At 67.9% G+C, this 15,788-nt stretch carries 15 protein-coding genes; 13 read left to right on the plus strand and 2 right to left on the minus strand.

The features are described from left to right. The first annotated feature begins 132 nt into the window (after positions 1 to 132). Positions 133 to 354, plus strand: a complete 222-nt coding sequence (locus FHS55_RS03995; RefSeq protein ID WP_183188340.1) for a YMGG-like glycine zipper-containing protein — start codon at positions 133 to 135, stop codon at positions 352 to 354. A gap of 100 nt (positions 355 to 454) precedes the next feature. Here FHS55_RS03995 and FHS55_RS04000 read toward each other — a convergent pair whose 3' ends face one another. Together FHS55_RS04000 and FHS55_RS04005 are read right to left on the minus strand one after the other, a co-directional pair. Further along, positions 455 to 2,020 carry an alpha/beta hydrolase gene (locus tag FHS55_RS04000; RefSeq protein WP_183188341.1) on the minus strand — a complete coding sequence of 522 codons (1,566 nt, stop codon included), beginning with the start codon at positions 2,018 to 2,020 and terminating at the stop codon, positions 455 to 457. Beyond that, positions 2,017 to 3,054, minus strand: a complete 1,038-nt coding sequence (locus FHS55_RS04005) for an AI-2E family transporter (RefSeq protein ID WP_183188342.1) — start codon at positions 3,052 to 3,054, stop codon at positions 2,017 to 2,019. The genes FHS55_RS04000 and FHS55_RS04005 overlap by 4 nt, the downstream gene beginning before the upstream one ends. A 224-nt stretch (positions 3,055 to 3,278) precedes the next feature. On the opposite strand from FHS55_RS04005, the gene fgd reads away from it, so the two are divergent. The 12 genes from fgd (at position 3,279) to FHS55_RS04065 (ending at position 15,660) form a co-directional block, all read left to right on the plus strand. Further along, complete coding sequence (gene fgd / locus FHS55_RS04010) at positions 3,279 to 4,283, plus strand: glucose-6-phosphate dehydrogenase (coenzyme-F420) (protein WP_183188343.1); 1,005 nt, start codon at positions 3,279 to 3,281, stop codon at positions 4,281 to 4,283. Between the two features lie 6 nt (positions 4,284 to 4,289). Then, on the plus strand, positions 4,290 to 5,051 hold the full coding sequence (gene cofE / locus FHS55_RS04015) for a coenzyme F420-0:L-glutamate ligase (RefSeq protein WP_183188344.1): 762 nt from the start codon (positions 4,290 to 4,292) through the stop codon (positions 5,049 to 5,051). Further along, complete coding sequence (gene cofD, locus FHS55_RS04020; RefSeq protein WP_183188345.1) at positions 5,048 to 6,013, plus strand: 2-phospho-L-lactate transferase; 966 nt, start codon at positions 5,048 to 5,050, stop codon at positions 6,011 to 6,013. The genes cofE and cofD overlap by 4 nt, the downstream gene beginning before the upstream one ends. Beyond that, positions 6,010 to 6,681 (plus strand): 2-phospho-L-lactate guanylyltransferase, encoded by a 672-nt coding sequence (cofC, locus tag FHS55_RS04025; RefSeq protein WP_343055961.1) that lies wholly within the window; start codon positions 6,010 to 6,012, stop codon positions 6,679 to 6,681. Before cofD ends, cofC begins: the two co-directional genes overlap by 4 nt. 274 nt (positions 6,682 to 6,955) lie before the next feature. Further along, positions 6,956 to 8,056 (plus strand): ABC transporter ATP-binding protein, encoded by a 1,101-nt coding sequence (locus FHS55_RS04030; protein ID WP_183188346.1) that lies wholly within the window; start codon positions 6,956 to 6,958, stop codon positions 8,054 to 8,056. Next, on the plus strand, positions 8,053 to 9,225 hold the full coding sequence (locus FHS55_RS04035) for an ABC transporter ATP-binding protein (protein WP_246339801.1): 1,173 nt from the start codon (positions 8,053 to 8,055) through the stop codon (positions 9,223 to 9,225). The genes FHS55_RS04030 and FHS55_RS04035 overlap by 4 nt, the downstream gene beginning before the upstream one ends. Before the next feature lie 41 nt (positions 9,226 to 9,266). Then, positions 9,267 to 10,679, plus strand: coding sequence for an extracellular solute-binding protein (locus FHS55_RS04040; RefSeq protein ID WP_183188347.1), 1,413 nt, complete (start codon positions 9,267 to 9,269; stop codon positions 10,677 to 10,679). 135 nt (positions 10,680 to 10,814) lie between these two features. Beyond that, the gene (locus tag FHS55_RS04045) at positions 10,815 to 11,744 is read left to right on the plus strand and encodes a carbohydrate ABC transporter permease (protein WP_246339802.1); all 930 of its coding nucleotides are present in this window, start codon (positions 10,815 to 10,817) and stop codon (positions 11,742 to 11,744) included. Positions 11,745 to 11,755: 11 nt separating this feature from the next. Further along, complete coding sequence (locus tag FHS55_RS04050) at positions 11,756 to 12,592, plus strand: carbohydrate ABC transporter permease (RefSeq protein ID WP_183188348.1); 837 nt, start codon at positions 11,756 to 11,758, stop codon at positions 12,590 to 12,592. A 10-nt stretch (positions 12,593 to 12,602) separates the two neighbouring features. Further along, the gene (locus FHS55_RS04055) at positions 12,603 to 13,544 is read left to right on the plus strand and encodes an acetamidase/formamidase family protein (RefSeq protein WP_183188349.1); all 942 of its coding nucleotides are present in this window, start codon (positions 12,603 to 12,605) and stop codon (positions 13,542 to 13,544) included. 16 nt (positions 13,545 to 13,560) lie between these two features. Then, a complete protein-coding gene (locus FHS55_RS04060; RefSeq protein WP_183188350.1) occupies positions 13,561 to 14,061 on the plus strand; it encodes a hypothetical protein in 501 nt (166 codons plus the stop codon). Between the two features lie 36 nt (positions 14,062 to 14,097). Further along, positions 14,098 to 15,660, plus strand: a complete 1,563-nt coding sequence (locus tag FHS55_RS04065) for a GMC family oxidoreductase (RefSeq protein ID WP_183188351.1) — start codon at positions 14,098 to 14,100, stop codon at positions 15,658 to 15,660. Positions 15,661 to 15,788: the final 128 nt, after the last annotated feature.

Raw genomic sequence — 15,788 nt, forward strand, 5'->3', positions numbered from 1 at the left:
GCTCGCGCCATCCCGCCCCTCGCGCGGCACGGGCTTGAGGTAGAATGCTGCCGGTCCAATCGGGCGAATCACGCATCGCCACGGGTTGAATAGCCGGGAGGGGTTCCCGGCTCCATGAAGGGGAGTTTGACCATGACGAAGTCGATCGCGGTGAAGGTCGCGGCGATTGGTATTGTCGCGCTGGCCGTGGCCGGCTGCACCACCACCGAGAAGCGCACCGCCGGCGGGGCGCTGATCGGCGGCGGCGCGGGCGCCATCATCGGCGGCATCGCCGGCGGCGGCACGGGCGCGGCGATCGGTGGCGCCATTGGCGCGGGCACCGGCGCGGTCATCGGTGCGGCCACCGCCAACTAAAGGCCACGCCTTCGCGCGGCGCCGGTCCGGATCGGTCACCGCGCGTTTTGCAGAACGATTTACCAGGCCGCGTCCGACATCGGGCGCGGCCTTTTTCGTGTCAGGGGGCGACGGTCTCGGGCGCTTCCGGCATCGCCGCGTCGGGCATCACCGCATCCGGCGCGGGCAGGGTCGGGGCCGGGGCCGCCATAGCGGGCGCACCACCGGGTGTGCGGGCGGGCGGCAGCGCGATATCGTCGCCGATCCGCTGCTGCATATAGGGGAAGAACGGGTTGGACGACATGCGCACCAGCGTGTCGAGATTGACGATCAGCGCCCCGCGCTCGCCGCGTATCGCCATCGCCCCGAGCTGCAGGCCGAAATCGTCGGCCGGATCGGGATCCGAGCCATAGAGTCCGTCGCTGGAGGGGAAGGGCAGCGCGACATGGGAGAGCGAATAGACGTCGCGCGGGTAGGCCAGTCCAAGCGGGCGCACGGTTTCCTCGGTGGCACCGGCCGCCACCGAATGTTCCGACACCTCGTCGGTGCCCTTCACATTGGTGACGATGGTGGTGCGGAACTGGCGTGGTGCCGGCGGCAGCATGCGCGTCAGCGCGGCATAGGTCGCCGCCCGCAGCAGGGGCCCCAGCTTGGTGTTGCGGTTGATGTCGAACAGCACCAGTTCGCTGCCATTGTCCGGCAGCAGGGCATAGAAGGCGGTGATGATCGCCCGCGTCGAGACGGTGAAGTCCATCACCGACTGGAAGGTGAGGGCGGGGGGCAGCGCGCCGAGATTTCCCCGGCGCGCCTGCGCGGCGATGGAATCCTGCAGCGCCGCGGTCAGGCGGTGCGACTGGCGCGCGCCATTGACCGGAAACGAGTTGTACTTGAACGGGTTGAACTCGGGCAGCACCGCCAGCCAGGCCGCCTTGGCGAAGGCCGGCAGGAAGGCCGGCAGTCCGGCGAGGCCGGCAAAGCGCGCGAAGCGGGTGATGCCGATCATCGGCGAGATCAGCACCAGCCGGTCGACCCGCGCCAGCGCCGGATCGTCCAGCGCGTCGAGCGCGTATTTGAGCGCCAGCGCGCCGCCATTGGAGAAGCCGACAATGTGCAGCTCTCCCTGCGGCCCCGCCCGGCGACGGGCCTCGCGCACGGCGAGCCGGGTGGCGGCGAGCCAGTCCTCCCATTCCACGTCGGTGAGGCCGGCCGGCACCGTGCCATGGCCGGGCAGGCGCGGGGCGACGACGGCATAGCCGGCATCGGCATAGAGCCGCGCGACATGGCGCAGGGAGTAAGGTGAATCGGTCAGCCCGTGCAGCAGCACGACGGCCCCCTTCACCGCACCCTGCGGGTCCAGCGTGTAGGAGCGGTTCCAGTCATGGGTGAAGTGCGGGGGATAGACGATGCTGCCGGAGAAATAGCGGTTGGAGGGTACCCGCTCCGCGTCATCCAGCTTCTGCACCACTTCCGCGTCGACCTCGCGGAAGATGCGATCCTCGGCGGTGAGGTAGGCGCCCCAGTCGCCCTTGTCTATCTCGGTGATGCTGAGCTCGTGCGGCACGAAGGTGTGCCAGGGCTCCAGCGGGGCGCCGCTCTGGGCGAAATAGATGCGGGTTGCCATGAAGGTGACGAACACCAGCAGAACCGCGCCAACCAGAAGCTTCAGAAGCCGCTTGAGCCTCTTCATGACGGAACTCCCTCTTCCGGCGTCCGCCCCGAGAGCAGCCGCGCGATCCAGCGGCTGCCCTCATACTGGTCGCACAGGACCAGCGCGGCGATCATCATCGGCACGCCGATGAAGGCGCCCGGCAGGCCCCACATGAAGGACCAAAAGAACACCGACAGCAGCACGATGAAGGGCGACATGGCGAGCGCCTTGCCGGCGATGCGCGGCTCGATATAGCTGCCCGAGAAGAACTGGATGACGTTCATGCCGGCAAACACCGCCACCGCCATCTGCCAGGATTCGAACTGGGCGACGGCGAACAGCGTGGGCAGCAGCGTCGCCATCAGCGGACCGATGAAGGGAATATAGTTCAGCACGAAGGCGATGACGCCCCAGGCGAAGGCAAGGTCCAGCCCGGCCGCGGCGGCAAAGGCCCAGATGGCGAGGCCGGTGAAGGCGCTCATCACGCTGCGCACCAGCATGTAGCGACGGAACTTGCGCGCGATCTCCTCGCTGGCCACCAGCAGCTGGCGGCCACCCTCGCCCAGTTCGGCGCCGGCCAGCTTGGCGCGGATCACGTCCACCTCCAGCAGGCCGAGCATGACGAAGATGGCGGTGACGACGCCGAAGCCAACCATGCCGTTCACACGGCTGGCCACGCCCTGGAAGAAGCGGATCAGCCAGCTGACGTTGAACGTCTCGACGAAGGTGCCGGCGACATAGAGACCGTGTCCTTCAAGCCAGCCGGCCCCGTTCATGTACAGCGCCTGGAACCGTGCCGCATTGGCGATCAGCCACTGCGCGGCGCGGCCGAAGCCCCACAGCGTGAGGGAGGCGAGGCCGAGCAGCACCACGATCGTCACGGCAAGCGTGATGAACAGCGCCAGAAGCTGCGGCAGGGGGCGCTGCAACGCTTTCTGCAGCGGCCACACCAGCGCGATGATGAACAGGGCGAAGGCCACCGGTGCGAGGATGCTGCTTGCCAGAAACAGCGCCGCCGCCACGAGGATGGCCGTGCAGATTGCAATCATCGTCGCCGTACCACGCTGGCTCATCGCACTGCGTCCCTTTTTCGCGTGAAGCTTGGCCCGATAAGCCCAAGTCTGCCCGATAAGCCCTTGTCCGGGACGTCACAAGCGCTTTGCCGCGAGGTGGCGCGCACGCGCGCGGCCGAGTGCGAAATCAACATTATTACTCCATTGTTATAAAAAGGTAATTTCATATATTGTGCTGCAACTAAATATCACTCTATCTTCGCGGTGTGGATGGGGAGGCGATTGTGCTCAGGCTCGGTTACAAGGCGTCGGCGGAACAGTTCGACGCGCGCGCGCTGCTCGACTTCACGGTGGAGGCGGAGCGGCGCGATTTCGATTCGGTCTTCATCAGCGATCATTTCCAGCCCTGGCGGCACACGGGCGGGCACGCGCCGGCCGCCTTGCCCTGGCTCGGCGCGGCGGGTGCGGCGACCTCGCGCATCGTGCTCGGAACCAGCGTCCTGACCCCGACCTTCCGCCACCACCCCGCCATGGTGGCGCAGGCCTTCGGCACGCTGGGCCAGCTTTTTCCCGGCCGCCTCATTCTCGGCGTGGGCTCGGGCGAATCGCTCAACGAAGTGCCGGCCACCGGCGCGCCCTGGCCGGAGCTGAAGGAGCGCTTCGCCCGGCTGCGCGAGGCGGTGCGGCTCATCCGCCAGCTGTGGAGCGAGGAGCGCGTCAGCTTCGAGGGCGAGTTCTACCGCACCGAGCGCGCGACCATCTATGACCGCCCGGAGACCCCGGTGCCGATCTATGTCGCCGGAGCCGGGCCGATGGTGGCGAAATTCGCCGGCCGCGCGGGCGATGGCTTCATCTGCACCAGCGGCAAGGCGTGGGATCTCTACCGCGATACCTTGCTGCCCAATGTCGCTGCCGGCCTTGAAGCCGCCGGTCGTTCCGCCGACACTTACGACCGCATGATCGAGATGAAGCTGTCCTTCGACACCGACCGGGAACGCGCCTTGCGGGACACGCGGCACTGGGCGGCGCTGGCCCTGACGCCGGAGGAGAAGATGTCGGTGGAAGACCCGCTGGAAATGGAGAAGCTGGCCGACGCGCTGCCGCTGGAGCGGGCGGCGCGGCGCTGGATCGTCTCCAGCGACCCGGATGAAGTGGTAGAGCGCGTGCGGCCCTATGTGGAACTCGGCTTCAATCATCTGGTCTTCCATGCGCCGGGCGAGGACCAGGCGCGCTTTCTGCGGCTGTTCGCCGAGCATGTGGCGCCGCGCCTGCGCGCGGCTTTCGCCTGACCCCGCATGAGTGTGCCGCCCCGCCTCGAACTCCTCGCGCTGGACGGGCTGCCGCTGGTTCAGCCGGGCGATGACCTCGCCGGGTTGATCGCGGCCGCGCTGGACCGCGCCGGGCTGGTGCTGCGCGACGGCGACGTGCTGGTGGTTGCCCAGAAGATCGTCTCCAAGGCGGAGGGCCGCCGGGTCGCGCTGGCCGATGTCACGCCGACCGCGCGGGCTGGGGCGCTCGCGCAGGAGGTCGGCAAGGATGCGCGCCTCGTCGAGCTCATCCTGCGCGAGAGCCGGCGCGTGGTGCGCCAGAGCCCGGGCGTGCTCATCGTCGAGCACCGGCTGGGCCTCGTCATGGCCAATGCCGGCATCGACCAGTCCAATGTCGAGGACGGCTTCGCGCTGCTGCTGCCGGAAGACCCGGACGCCAGCGCCGAGCGGCTGCGCGCGCGGCTGGTCCCGGACGCGGCCATGCGGATCGGCATCGTCATCAATGACAGTTTCGGCCGGCCCTGGCGGCGTGGCACGGTGGGCACCGCCATCGGCGCCGCCGGCCTGCCGGCGCTGGTGGACCGGCGCGGCGAGGCCGACCTGTTCGGCCGCCCCCTGCAGGTGACGATGATCGCGCTCGCCGATGAAATCGCCGCCGGTGCCTCGCTTTTGATGGGCCCGGCGGCGGAGGGACTGCCGGTGGTGCTGCTGCGCGGCGTGCCGTGGTATGCCCCGTTCAGCCCGGCGCGCGCGCTGCTCCGGCCCGAGAACGAGGACCTGTTTCGATGAGCACGCTCTCCTTTCCCGGCAAGGTGGTGGCGCTGTCGGGCGGCATTGGCGGCGCCAAGCTGGCACTGGGCCTCGACCGCGTGCTCGCCCCCGGCCAGCTCACCGTGATCGTCAATACGGGCGATGATTTCCGCCATTTCGGCCTCCACATCTCCCCCGACATCGACACGCTGCTCTACACGCTGTCCGGGCTCGACGACCCGGTGCGGGGCTGGGGGCGCCGGGACGAGACCTGGACCTTCATGCGCGCGATGGGCGAACTCGGGCGGGAGGGCTGGTTCCAGCTCGGCGATGGCGACCTCGCCATCCATGTCGAGCGCACCCGCCGGCTGGCGGCGGGCGAGACGCTCTCCCACGTCACCGATTTCCTGCGCCGGCAGCTGGGGATCGGCTCGGTGATCGTGCCGATGAGCGACGACCCGGTGGCGACGCAGGTCGAGACCGACGAGGGCCGGCTCGACTTCCAGCATTATTTCGTGCGCCGGCACTGCGAGCCGCGCGTCACCGGCATCGATTTCGCGGGGGCGGACGAGGCACGCCTCGCCCCCGGCGCGGCGGCGGCGCTGGCGGATCCCGACCTCGCCCTCATCGTCATCTGCCCGTCCAACCCCTATCTGAGCGTCGATCCCGTCCTCGCCGTGCCGGGGCTGCGGGCGGCGCTGCGCGCGGGGCGCGCTCCGGTCGTCGCCGTCTCGCCCATCATCGCGGGGCAAGCGGTGAAGGGGCCGACCGCCAAGATGATGACCGAGCTCGGGCGGGTGCCCTCCGCCGCCGAGGTTGCCCGCCATTATGCCGGGCTGATCGACCTGTTCGTGGTGGACGAGGCGGATGCCGGCATGGACGCCCACATGGACGCCGGGGCGGGGGTGCGCACGGTGGCGGCGCCCACGCTGATGCGCACGCTGGATGACCGGATGAACCTTGCCCGGATCGTGCTCGGCCTGGCGGGGGTGCGCGCGTGAGCGCGGCGCTGGCTGGCCGTGATATCCTCGCGGTGGTGCCGGTCAAGGATTTCGCGCTGGCCAAGCAGCGTCTTGCCGGCGCCTTTCCGCCCTCGTTCCGGCGCGCCCTGGCGCGGGCCATGCTGCGCGACGTGCTGGTCGCGCTGCGCGGAGCGGAGACGATCGCCGGTGTCGTCGTCGTCACCGCCGATCCGGAGGCGGGGTTGCTCGCGGGCGAATATGGCGCGCGGCTGCTGTTCGAGGGCACGGTGCGCGGGCTCAACCCCGCTGTCGCCCAGGCGGGCGCCTATCTCGCGGCCGAGCGGCGCAGCGGCATGCTGGTCGTGCCTTCCGACATTCCCACCGTGACCTCCGACGAGATCGGCCGGCTGGTCGCCGCGCATCCGGCCGGGCGGGCGGTGAGCGTGGTGCCGGCGCATGACGGCGAGGGTACCAACGCGCTGGTCGTCTCGCCGCCGGATGCACTGCGATTCTCCTTCGGCCCGCTCAGCTTTCCCATGCATCTCGCCAATGCCCGCGAGGCGCAGGCCGCGCTGCAGGTGCATGAACTCGCGCAGTTTCCCGGCCTCTCCTGCGACATCGACCGGCCCGACGACCTGGCCCGGCTCGATAGCCTGCCACCCGGCTCGCACACATGGCGCCTGCTGGCCGAGCAGGGCATGGCGTAGCCCGCGCGCCGATGGGCGATGGTTCCCCGGCCGGGCCTTGCCGGCGGGGCAGGTCCATCGCGGTAGGTTTCCCATGCGCGGCGGCGGCGGGTGACGACGAGCGGGTGGGATGGGCCCGCTCATAATCGCGGCAGCCACTGCCTGAGGGATGAATATTTGAGCAGCGTGCAATTTGAATAGGGTGTTTAGATACCAGTCATACGGAGTGTCTATACACCAGCACACTTTGGCACAGAACTTGGATTACTCATCGGCATAGCCTGTGGAGTGCCCGATGTCGTCCATCGCTTTCGTGTCCGTCGGCAAGCGTTACGGGGAGGTGGAAGCCGTGACCCGGCTCGACCTCTCCTGCGCGGCGGGGGAGATGCTGGCGCTGCTCGGCCCGTCCGGCTGCGGCAAGTCGACCACGCTGAAAATGGCGGCGGGCATCGAGAGCGTTACCGAAGGCGAGATCTGGTTCGGCGAGCGCCCCGTCTCGCGCCTTGCCCCGGGCGAGCGCAACATCGCCATGGTGTTCGAGGACTACGCGCTCTACCCGAACATGACGGTGTGGGAGAACGTCGCCTTCCCGTTGAAAATACGCGGCATTACCGGCCAGCCGGCCGCCGCGCGCATCGGCGAGGTGCTGCAACTGCTCGGGCTGCGGCAGATGGCCGACAGCCATGTGAAGGGGCTGTCCGGCGGCGCCCAGCAGCGCGTCGCCATCGGCCGCGCGCTGGTGCGCGACCCGGAAGTCATCCTGTTCGACGAGCCGCTTTCGCATCTCGACGCCGACCAGAAGGTGCAGCTGCGCGCCGAGATCAAGCGGCTGCAGAAGCTGCGGCAGGTCACGTCCATTCTCGTCACGCATGACCAGACCGAAGCCATCGCCATGGCCGACCGGGTGGCGGTGATGAACCATGGTGTGCTGCAGCAGGTCGGCGCGCCGCAGGAACTCTATGAGCGCCCCGCCAACCTGTTCGTGGCCAATTTCATCGGCGAGCCGCCGATGAACCTGATGACGGCGGAGTTCACGCAGGGCGGGCGCATCACCGGCCCCGGCTGGTCGGCCGCGCTCGATCCGGCGCGATTGCCGGCACTCACCGCCGGCAGCGATGCGGTGGTTGCCGGCATACGCCCGGAGAATATCGCGGTGCGCGCGCCGGACATGGCGGGCGAGGCGCGCGGCACCATCACCTATCGCGAGCCGAGGGGCGACGCCGATGTGCTGACCGTCGCGCTGGAGGTGCCGGGCGGGCCGGGCGGTCAGCTTGTCGCCGAGATCGCCGGCCCCTCGCCATGGAGGGCCGGCGACCGCGTCGCGCTCGGCATCGATGTGCGAAAGCTGCTCGTCTTCGACGAACCGACCGGCCGCAACCGGGAGGCGCGGGCATGAGTGCGATCTTGAATGGGGGCATCCCGCCCGGCCTCACGGCGCGGGGCATCGCCAAGAGCTTTGCCCGGCCGGGCGCCAAGCCGAAGGTCGATCCGCACAAGGTGCTGCATGAGATCGGCATCGAGGTCGGCCCCGGCGAACTTGTGGCCATTACCGGCCCGTCCGGGGCGGGCAAAAGCACCTTCTGCCGTATTCTCGCGGGGCTTGAGCGGCCGGATGCCGGCACGGTGACGCTCGCCGGGCGCGATCTCGGCGCGGTGCCCGCCGGCCAGCGCCGCGTTGCGCTGATGTTCGAGAGCTATGCGCTCTATCCCCACCTCACCGTGCGCGGCAACGCGCTCTCGCCGTTGCAGGCGCCGGGGGGGAGGCTCGCTCCGGCGGAGGCGCAGAAGCGGGTCGACGAGGTGCTGGAACTGCTGGAAATCCGCCATCTCGGCGAGCGCCTTCCAGGCGCTCTCTCGGGTGGGCAGAAGCAGCGCGTGGCGCTGGCCCGCACGCTGGTGCAGGTGCCGGACCTCTTTCTGCTGGACGAGCCGATATCCCATCTCGACGCCAAGCTGCGCCACAAGCTGCGCGGGGAGATCCGTCGCCGCCTGTCCGCCCAGAGCGCGCCCAGCATCTGGGCGACGCCGGACGGGATGGAGGCGCTCTCGGTCGGCGATCGCGTGGTGGTGCTCGACCAGGGACGAGTCGAGCAGGTCGGCACGCCGGAGGAAATCTGGCAGCGGCCGGCCAGCGCGCGCGTCGCCCGGCTGCTGGGCGACCCGCCGATGAATCTGATCGAGGGAACGCTGATGCGCGCGGCGGACACGCTCTATGTCACCCGCCGCGACATGCGTCTCGCCCTGCCGCCCGCGCTCGCCGCGGCCGCCGCCCGACATGGCACGGACAGCATCATCCTGGGCGTGCGCCCGGACGGCATTTCCTTCGCGCCGGCTGGCGCGGAAGGCGCGGTCGCGGCGGAGATCTATTCCAACGAACCGTTCGGCAAGCACGCCATCGTCACGATCGATCTCGGCGCGCTGCTGGCCAAGGTGAAGACCTCGATGGCCGCCGCTGCCGCGCTGGGCGCGGATGGCGGCATCGGCCGGGGCGTTGGCATCACATTTCCCGCCGAGGGGCTGTCGCTCTTCGACGGCGCGACCGGCCGGGCACTGGCCGGCACCTGAGACGCACAAGCCGCTAACGGCACACATAGAGGGAAAGAGCGATGAAGCGTAAGATCTGGTGTTTCGCCGCCGCCTTGGCGGCAACGACGGCGCTGACCGCGTCGGCCCTGCATCCGGCCATGGCCCAGGACGCGAGCTTCTATGCGGAAGCCGCTAAGCCCTACAAGGGCACCACCATCCGCGTGCTGGACGAGATCACCCCGCTGCAGGAGACGCTTTCCAAGATCGTGCCGGATTTCGAGAAGGAAACCGGCATCAAGGTCGAGTGGGAGCTGCTCAACCATTTCGAGGTGATCAACAAGGGCCAGGCCGACATGCTGTCGGGCCGCGGCTATTATGATGCGATCATGCTGCACGGCTCCCAGCTTGGCCCGATGCTTTCGGCCGGCGTGATCGCGCCGATTGATGCCTATGTGGCCAATGCCAAGCTCGCCGATCCCGCGATGAACGACCACGACTTCATCCAAACACCGTACAAGACCACCGCGTTCAGCGGCGGCAAGCAGTACGGCTTCATCAACTGGAACTACAACCACGTCTACTGGGCGCGCGCCGATCTCCTGAACAACCCGGAGGAACAGGCCGCGTTCAAGGCGAAGTACGGCTACGATCTCGCCCCCGCCAAGACCATCGAGCAGATGCGCGACATCGCGCAGTTCTTCACGCGCAAGAAGGGCGCGATGCTGGCCGGCAAGCCGCTGGAAAGCGATTTCTACGGGATTGTGCTGGAGGGCATCAAGGGCGGCTCGACCTTCTCCAACCTCTGGGTGAACTTCATCCAGAACTATGGCGGCGACGTGCTGGACAAGGACGGCAAGCCGGTCTTCGACAGCCCGCAGACCGTTGCCGCGCTGACCATGTGGCGCGAATTGTGGACCTATGCCCCGCCCGGCATCGCCGAATATTCGCTGGTCGACGTGCCGACCGTGATGGGCAACGGCATCGCCGCGCAGTCGCTGGCCTGGTCGGACTTCGTTCTCGGCATCGACAAGCCCGGCGTGTCCCCCTACGCGGGCAAGTTTGTCTATGCCCCGGTGCCCGCCAAGGCCGGTAACGAGGCCAAGCGCCATGCCGATGCCGAACCTTCGGTGACGGTGATCAGCGCCGCGTCCAAGAACCCGGAAGCCACCTTCCTGTTCCTGGAATGGCTGGCCTCCAAGCGCCAGCAGGACAAGCTGATCGAGATGGGTCAGGGCGGCGTGCCGATCCGCGAAAGCTCCTGGGCTCTGCCGGCGATCAAGGATGCCTCCAACTCCACGCTGTTCGCGGCGATGAAGTCCTCGCTCGCGGTGGCCTCGGCGCGGCCGAAGATGGAGAAGTACCCGGAAATGTTCGATGCCATGAGCGGCATCGCCCAGCAGGTCGGCCTGGGCAAGATGACGCCGGAAGAGGGCGCCAAGCAGGGCCAGGCCATCCTCGTGAAGCTCTGCGGCGGCAAGTCCTGCACGATCTGAGCGTCACAGCCTCTGACAGGCCGAGCTCCCTCTCCCCGCCGGGGAGAGGGAGACGAAGACGTCCCCCGAAGGCCTTCCGCCCGAAGGCCTTTCGCCTGAAGACCTTGTCCGAAGCCTTGAGGACCCGGCATTCCCATGACCCGTGCAAGCGACAGGATGACGACGGAGCCCGCGCCGGTGAGCGCGCCCGTGCTGCGCGAACGGCGCTGGTATCCCTATCTGCTCATCGGCCCGTCGATGATCATGCTGGTCGTGGTCTCGCTGGTGCCGTTCCTCTACGCCGTCTATCTCAGCTTCCACGCCGCCAAGTTCGGCCGCGTCACCGACTTCATCGGCTTCGACAATTACGCGGCCCTGCTGGCCGATCCGCGCTTCTGGAACTCCATCGGCGTCGCCGCGACCTTCGTGGTCATCGCCGTGCCGATCGAATTCATGCTCGGCCTCACCGGCGCGCTGGTGCTGAACCAGAATGTGCGCGGGCGCTCGCTGCTCATCCCGCTGCTGTTCATGCCGACCATGATGGCGCCCATCGTCGTTGGCCTCCTATGGAAGATCATGCTCGCGGGCTCGTGGGGCTTCCTGTCCTATAACGTGCTGGAGCGCTTCGACATTCTGCCGGGCACCTCGGTCTTCGCCTCGCCCGACTACGCGCTCTACGCGTTGATCTTCGTCGACATCTGGCAGTGGACGCCCTTCATGATGCTGGCCTTCTTCGCCGGCCTGCAGGCGCTGCCGCTCGGGCCCTATCGCGCCGCGGCGGTGGACGGGGCCAACCCGCTGCAGATGTTCTTCCACATCACCCTGCCGCTGATGACGCCGCTGCTGGCGGTGATCGGCCTGCTGCGCTTCATCGACGCCTTCAAGGTGTTCGACACGATTTACATCCTGACCGGCGGCGGGCCGGGCATCTCCACCGAGACGCCGTCCATCCTCGCCAACAAGATGACCTTCGAGTTCTGGAACATCGGCGAGGCCTCGGCGCTGGCCGTGCTGGTGTGGATCGCCTTCTTCGCCTTCTGCTCGGTCTTCTACCAGATTGCCAAGAAGAAGCTGAACGCCTTCTGAGGGAGAGAGACATGGCCGAGGCCGCAAGCCGCCCCGAAGGTTCCAGGGGCTATTTCTGGACCAGCGTCACGATCGTCTATGCCCTCATCGTGCTGTTTCCGATCTACTGGATGGCGTCGATGATGGTGAAGCCGAACGACGCCATGTTCGCGCGCCCGACGCAGTTCCTGTTCACCCCGACGCTGGAGCATTTCGAATATGTGCTGGCACAGGGGTTCCACTGGTACCTGCTGACCTCGTTCCTGCTCTGCACCGTCTCCACCGCGCTGGTGGTGATCATCGGCACGCCGGCGGCCTATGCCTTCGCGCGCTTCGAGATGCGGGCGAAGGACGATCTGTTCTTGTTCATCCTCGGCTCGCGCATGGCTCCGCCGGTGTGCCTCGTCATCCCGTTCTACCTCATCTTCGCCAAGGTCGGACTGCTCGACACCTTCCTCGGCCTGACGCTCGCCTACATGACGTTCAACCTCTCCTTTTACATCTGGGTGCTGCGCTCCTTCTGCCGCGATCTGCCGGTGGAACTGGAGGAGGCGGCGGCGCTGGAGGGCTGGTCGCGGCCGCAGATCTTCCGCCGCGTGGTGTTTCCGCTGCTGCGCAACGGCATCGTGGCGACCGCCGTGCTGTGCTTCATCTTCGCGTGGAACGAGTTCCTGTTCGCCTTCATGCTGGGCGGCAAGGCGGTGCAGACGCTGCCGGTCTCCATCCCCAAGCTCATCACCTCGCAGGGCGTGCGTTGGGGCGAGATGGCGGTGGTCGGCATGACCGCGCTGCTGCCCGTGCTCGCCGTGGTCTTCGTCTTGCAACGTCACATCGTGCGCGGGCTCACGCTCGGCGCGGTCAAGGGGTGAGGAGCTTCCGATGGCCGAGCATTATCTGCCGGCACAGCCCGGCACGGTGAACTGGGGGCAGTGGGATGCGAGCCTCAAGCCCGTGCTCACCATCCAGTCCGGCGACACCGTGGTCATCGACACGCTTTCGGGCGAGCCCGAGGACATGCCGGACCCTGCGCTCGGCTTCACCCCGGTGCCGGGCCAGGCGGAGGTGTTCGCGCGCACCTTCCGCGGCCCCGGCCCGCATCTGCTCACCGGCCCAATCTTCATCGAGGGCGCCGAGCCGGGCGACGTGCTGGAAGTGCGGCTGAAGGACATCGCGTTCCGCGCCGACTGGGGCTGGAACCTGCAGATGCCGTTCTGGGGCACTCTGCCGGAGGATTTCCCGCATCTGCGCCGCCTGCACATCCCCATTGAGGCCGCGCGCGGCGTCGCGGTGATGCCATGGGGGAAGGAACTGCCGCTGGAGCCGTTCTTCGGCAATTTCGGCGTGGCGCCGGCCCTCGAATGGGGGCGGCTGTCCTCCACCGAGCCGCGCGTTTTCGGCGGCAACATGGACAACAAGGAACTAGCCGTCGGCTCGATCACCTATTTTCCGGTCTTCGCCAAGGGCGCGCTGTTCTCGGTCGGCGACGGCCATGGCCGGCAGGGCGATGGCGAAGTGTGCCTCACGGCGCTGGAGACCGCGCTCACCGGCACGTTCGAGTTCCATCTGCGCAAGGACATGAAGCTGACCACCCCGCGCGCCGAAACGCCGGCCGACTGGATCACCATGGGCTTCGATCCCGATCTCGACGACGCCGCCAAGCAGGCGCTGCGCGACATGATCGCGCTCATCCGCGAGCACTCCGACCTCTCCGCGCAGGATGCCTACACGCTGTGCTCGCTCTGCGCCGACCTGCGGGTGACGCAGACCGTCGACCTCAACAAGGGCATCCACTGCGTGCTCTCCAAGAAGTACCTGCCGTAATCTCCGGAGCCTGCCCATGTCCGCCGCCACCACGGCCCACAAGGACCCGAAACTGCCGCCCCCCTTGGACCTGCCCGAGGGCCCGGAATGGGTCGCCGCGCTGAAGCTGTTCGACGCCCACACGGCCGAAACGCTGGTCGCTGCCGCCCGCACGCTCTACCCCCATGATGGGCTGCCCGAGCGCGTCTATCGCCGCACGGTGGCGCATTTCGACGCCATGGCATCCAAGGCCCCCGGCGCTGCCCAGGCCTTCGCCGAGTTCGTCGACCTCGTCGACGGCGCCTTGCCGCTGATCTTCCGCGAACTGTCGGAGGGCTACCGCGTGCAGGTGCTGAAAGGTCTGGAGGCGAGCACCGCCTTCCGGCTGGTGCAGCGCTCCTGCGTCCGCTTCCTCTATGACGATGTCGAGGTGTGGCAGGCCTTTGGCTATGAGGGCGCCTCGGTCCACCTCGGCGGCTATGTCAACCGCGGTTTCAACGACCTCGACTGGCTGCCCGATCCGCCGCCCGGCGTCTGATCGCGCGTCCGCCTTCCCGATTTCGGAGCATTTCCAATGACGGCCTACGAACTCGACGACGATGGTGTCATCGTCATCATCGGCTCCGGCGCGGGCGGCGGCACGCTGGCCAACGAGCTTGCCCAGCGCGGCGTCAAGGTGGTGCTGCTGGAAGCGGGCCGGCACCTCACCGCCGAGGATTTCGTCAATGACGAATGGGGCGGCTACGAGATGCTGTCCTGGCTCGACAAGCGCACCTCGTCCGGCACCTGGCGCGTCGCCAAGGACCACCCGCTGACCCCGAGTTGGAGCTGTCAGGTGGTCGGCGGCACCACCACCCACTGGTCCGCCTGCTGCTACCGTTTCATCGCGGACGAACTGCGCGCCAGGACCGTCTATGGCGACATTCCCGGCACCACGCTGATCGACTGGCCGATCACGCTGGACGAACTGAACCCCTATTACGACCTCGCCGAAGCCAAGATGGGCGTGACCCGCACCAATGGCTTGCCCGGGCTTCCCCCGAACAACAATTTCAAGGTCATGTATGCCGGCGCCAGAGCGCTGGGGCTGAACGTCTCGACCGGCCGCCACGCCATCAACACCATCCCCTATGATGGCCGCCCGGCGACCATTCAGGACGGTTTCACCATCACCGGCGACAAGACCGGCTCCCGCTGGTCGACGCTGAATGTCGAGATCCCCAAGGGCCTCGCCACCGGAAAGCTGGAACTGCGCTCGCAGGCGCGCGCCGTGCTCATCGAGCATGACGCGGCGGGCAAGGCCTCGGCCGTGGTCTATGTCGACGGCGCCGGCCTCACTCACCGGCAGAAGGCGCGCGCCGTGGTGCTGGCGGGCAATTGCGTGGAATCCTCGCGCCTGCTGCTGCACTCGAAGAGCGCGCGTTTCCCGGATGGCCTCGCCAATGGCCATGGCCATGTCGGCCGGCACTATCTGCGCCATCTGATCCAGACCGTGTGGTCGACCTTCGACAAGCCGGTCCACATGCATCGCGGCGAGATCATGGGCGGCATGATCGACGATTTCGTCCGCCACGATCCCTCGCGGGGCTTTGCCGGCGGCTATTACATCGAGATGAACTCGATGGGCCTGCCGACCACCGCCGCCTTCATGGATCCGGGCTGGTGGGGGCGCGACTTCGCCTCGGTGATCGAGCAATATTCGAAGATGGCCGGCATCTTCATGTCCGGCGAGGACATGCCGCAGGCCGATAACCGCATCACCCTGACGGACGAACTCGATGCCTTCGGCGTGCCGGTCGCCAACATCCACTATGACGACCACCCGAACGACCTGAAGCTGCGCAGCCACGGCTACAAGGTGCTGACCTCGATTCACAAGGCGGCCGGGGCCAAGCGCTCGGTGGAGGCGCCGGCCTATCCCGCGAGCCACAATCTCGGCTCCAACCGCATGAGCGCGAGGCCCGAGGACGGCGTGCTCGACGGGCATGGCCAGGCGTGGGAGGTGCCGAACCTGTTCATCGCCGATGGCTCCAACTTCGCCACCGGCGGCGCCTGCAACCCGACGCTGACCATCGTCGCCCTGGCGATCCGGCAGGCGGATTTCATGGCCGGCCAGATGGCGGCGGGGGAGTTGTGAGGCTTCGAGGGGGGTGTCATCCTGGCCGGCCGCCAGCCGATCCGGGATCGCGGGGGAGGCGGCGAGCGATCCCGGCTCGCCGGCTATGCCTTCGGCCGGGATGACGGCAAGGGAAAGGCCGCTGCGAC

This window comes from Ancylobacter tetraedralis, assembly GCF_014195655.1.
GTDB classification, from domain to species: domain Bacteria; phylum Pseudomonadota; class Alphaproteobacteria; order Rhizobiales; family Xanthobacteraceae; genus Ancylobacter; species Ancylobacter tetraedralis.

Excerpts from the sequence above, each read along its gene's own strand:
- FHS55_RS03995 (WP_183188340.1), top strand. The coding sequence starts at position 133 with ATGACGAAGTCGATCGCGGTGAAGGTCGCGGCGATTGGTATTGTCGCG.
- FHS55_RS04000 (WP_183188341.1), bottom strand. The coding sequence starts at position 2,020 with ATGAAGAGGCTCAAGCGGCTTCTGAAGCTTCTGGTTGGCGCGGTTCTG.
- FHS55_RS04005 (WP_183188342.1), bottom strand. The coding sequence starts at position 3,054 with ATGAGCCAGCGTGGTACGGCGACGATGATTGCAATCTGCACGGCCATC.
- cofE (WP_183188344.1), top strand. The coding sequence starts at position 4,290 with ATGAGTGTGCCGCCCCGCCTCGAACTCCTCGCGCTGGACGGGCTGCCG.
- cofD (WP_183188345.1), top strand. The coding sequence starts at position 5,048 with ATGAGCACGCTCTCCTTTCCCGGCAAGGTGGTGGCGCTGTCGGGCGGC.
- FHS55_RS04030 (WP_183188346.1), top strand. The coding sequence starts at position 6,956 with ATGTCGTCCATCGCTTTCGTGTCCGTCGGCAAGCGTTACGGGGAGGTG.
- FHS55_RS04035 (WP_246339801.1), top strand. The coding sequence starts at position 8,053 with ATGAGTGCGATCTTGAATGGGGGCATCCCGCCCGGCCTCACGGCGCGG.
- FHS55_RS04040 (WP_183188347.1), top strand. The coding sequence starts at position 9,267 with ATGAAGCGTAAGATCTGGTGTTTCGCCGCCGCCTTGGCGGCAACGACG.
- FHS55_RS04045 (WP_246339802.1), top strand. The coding sequence starts at position 10,815 with ATGACCCGTGCAAGCGACAGGATGACGACGGAGCCCGCGCCGGTGAGC.
- FHS55_RS04050 (WP_183188348.1), top strand. The coding sequence starts at position 11,756 with ATGGCCGAGGCCGCAAGCCGCCCCGAAGGTTCCAGGGGCTATTTCTGG.
- FHS55_RS04055 (WP_183188349.1), top strand. The coding sequence starts at position 12,603 with ATGGCCGAGCATTATCTGCCGGCACAGCCCGGCACGGTGAACTGGGGG.
- FHS55_RS04060 (WP_183188350.1), top strand. The coding sequence starts at position 13,561 with ATGTCCGCCGCCACCACGGCCCACAAGGACCCGAAACTGCCGCCCCCC.
- FHS55_RS04065 (WP_183188351.1), top strand. The coding sequence starts at position 14,098 with ATGACGGCCTACGAACTCGACGACGATGGTGTCATCGTCATCATCGGC.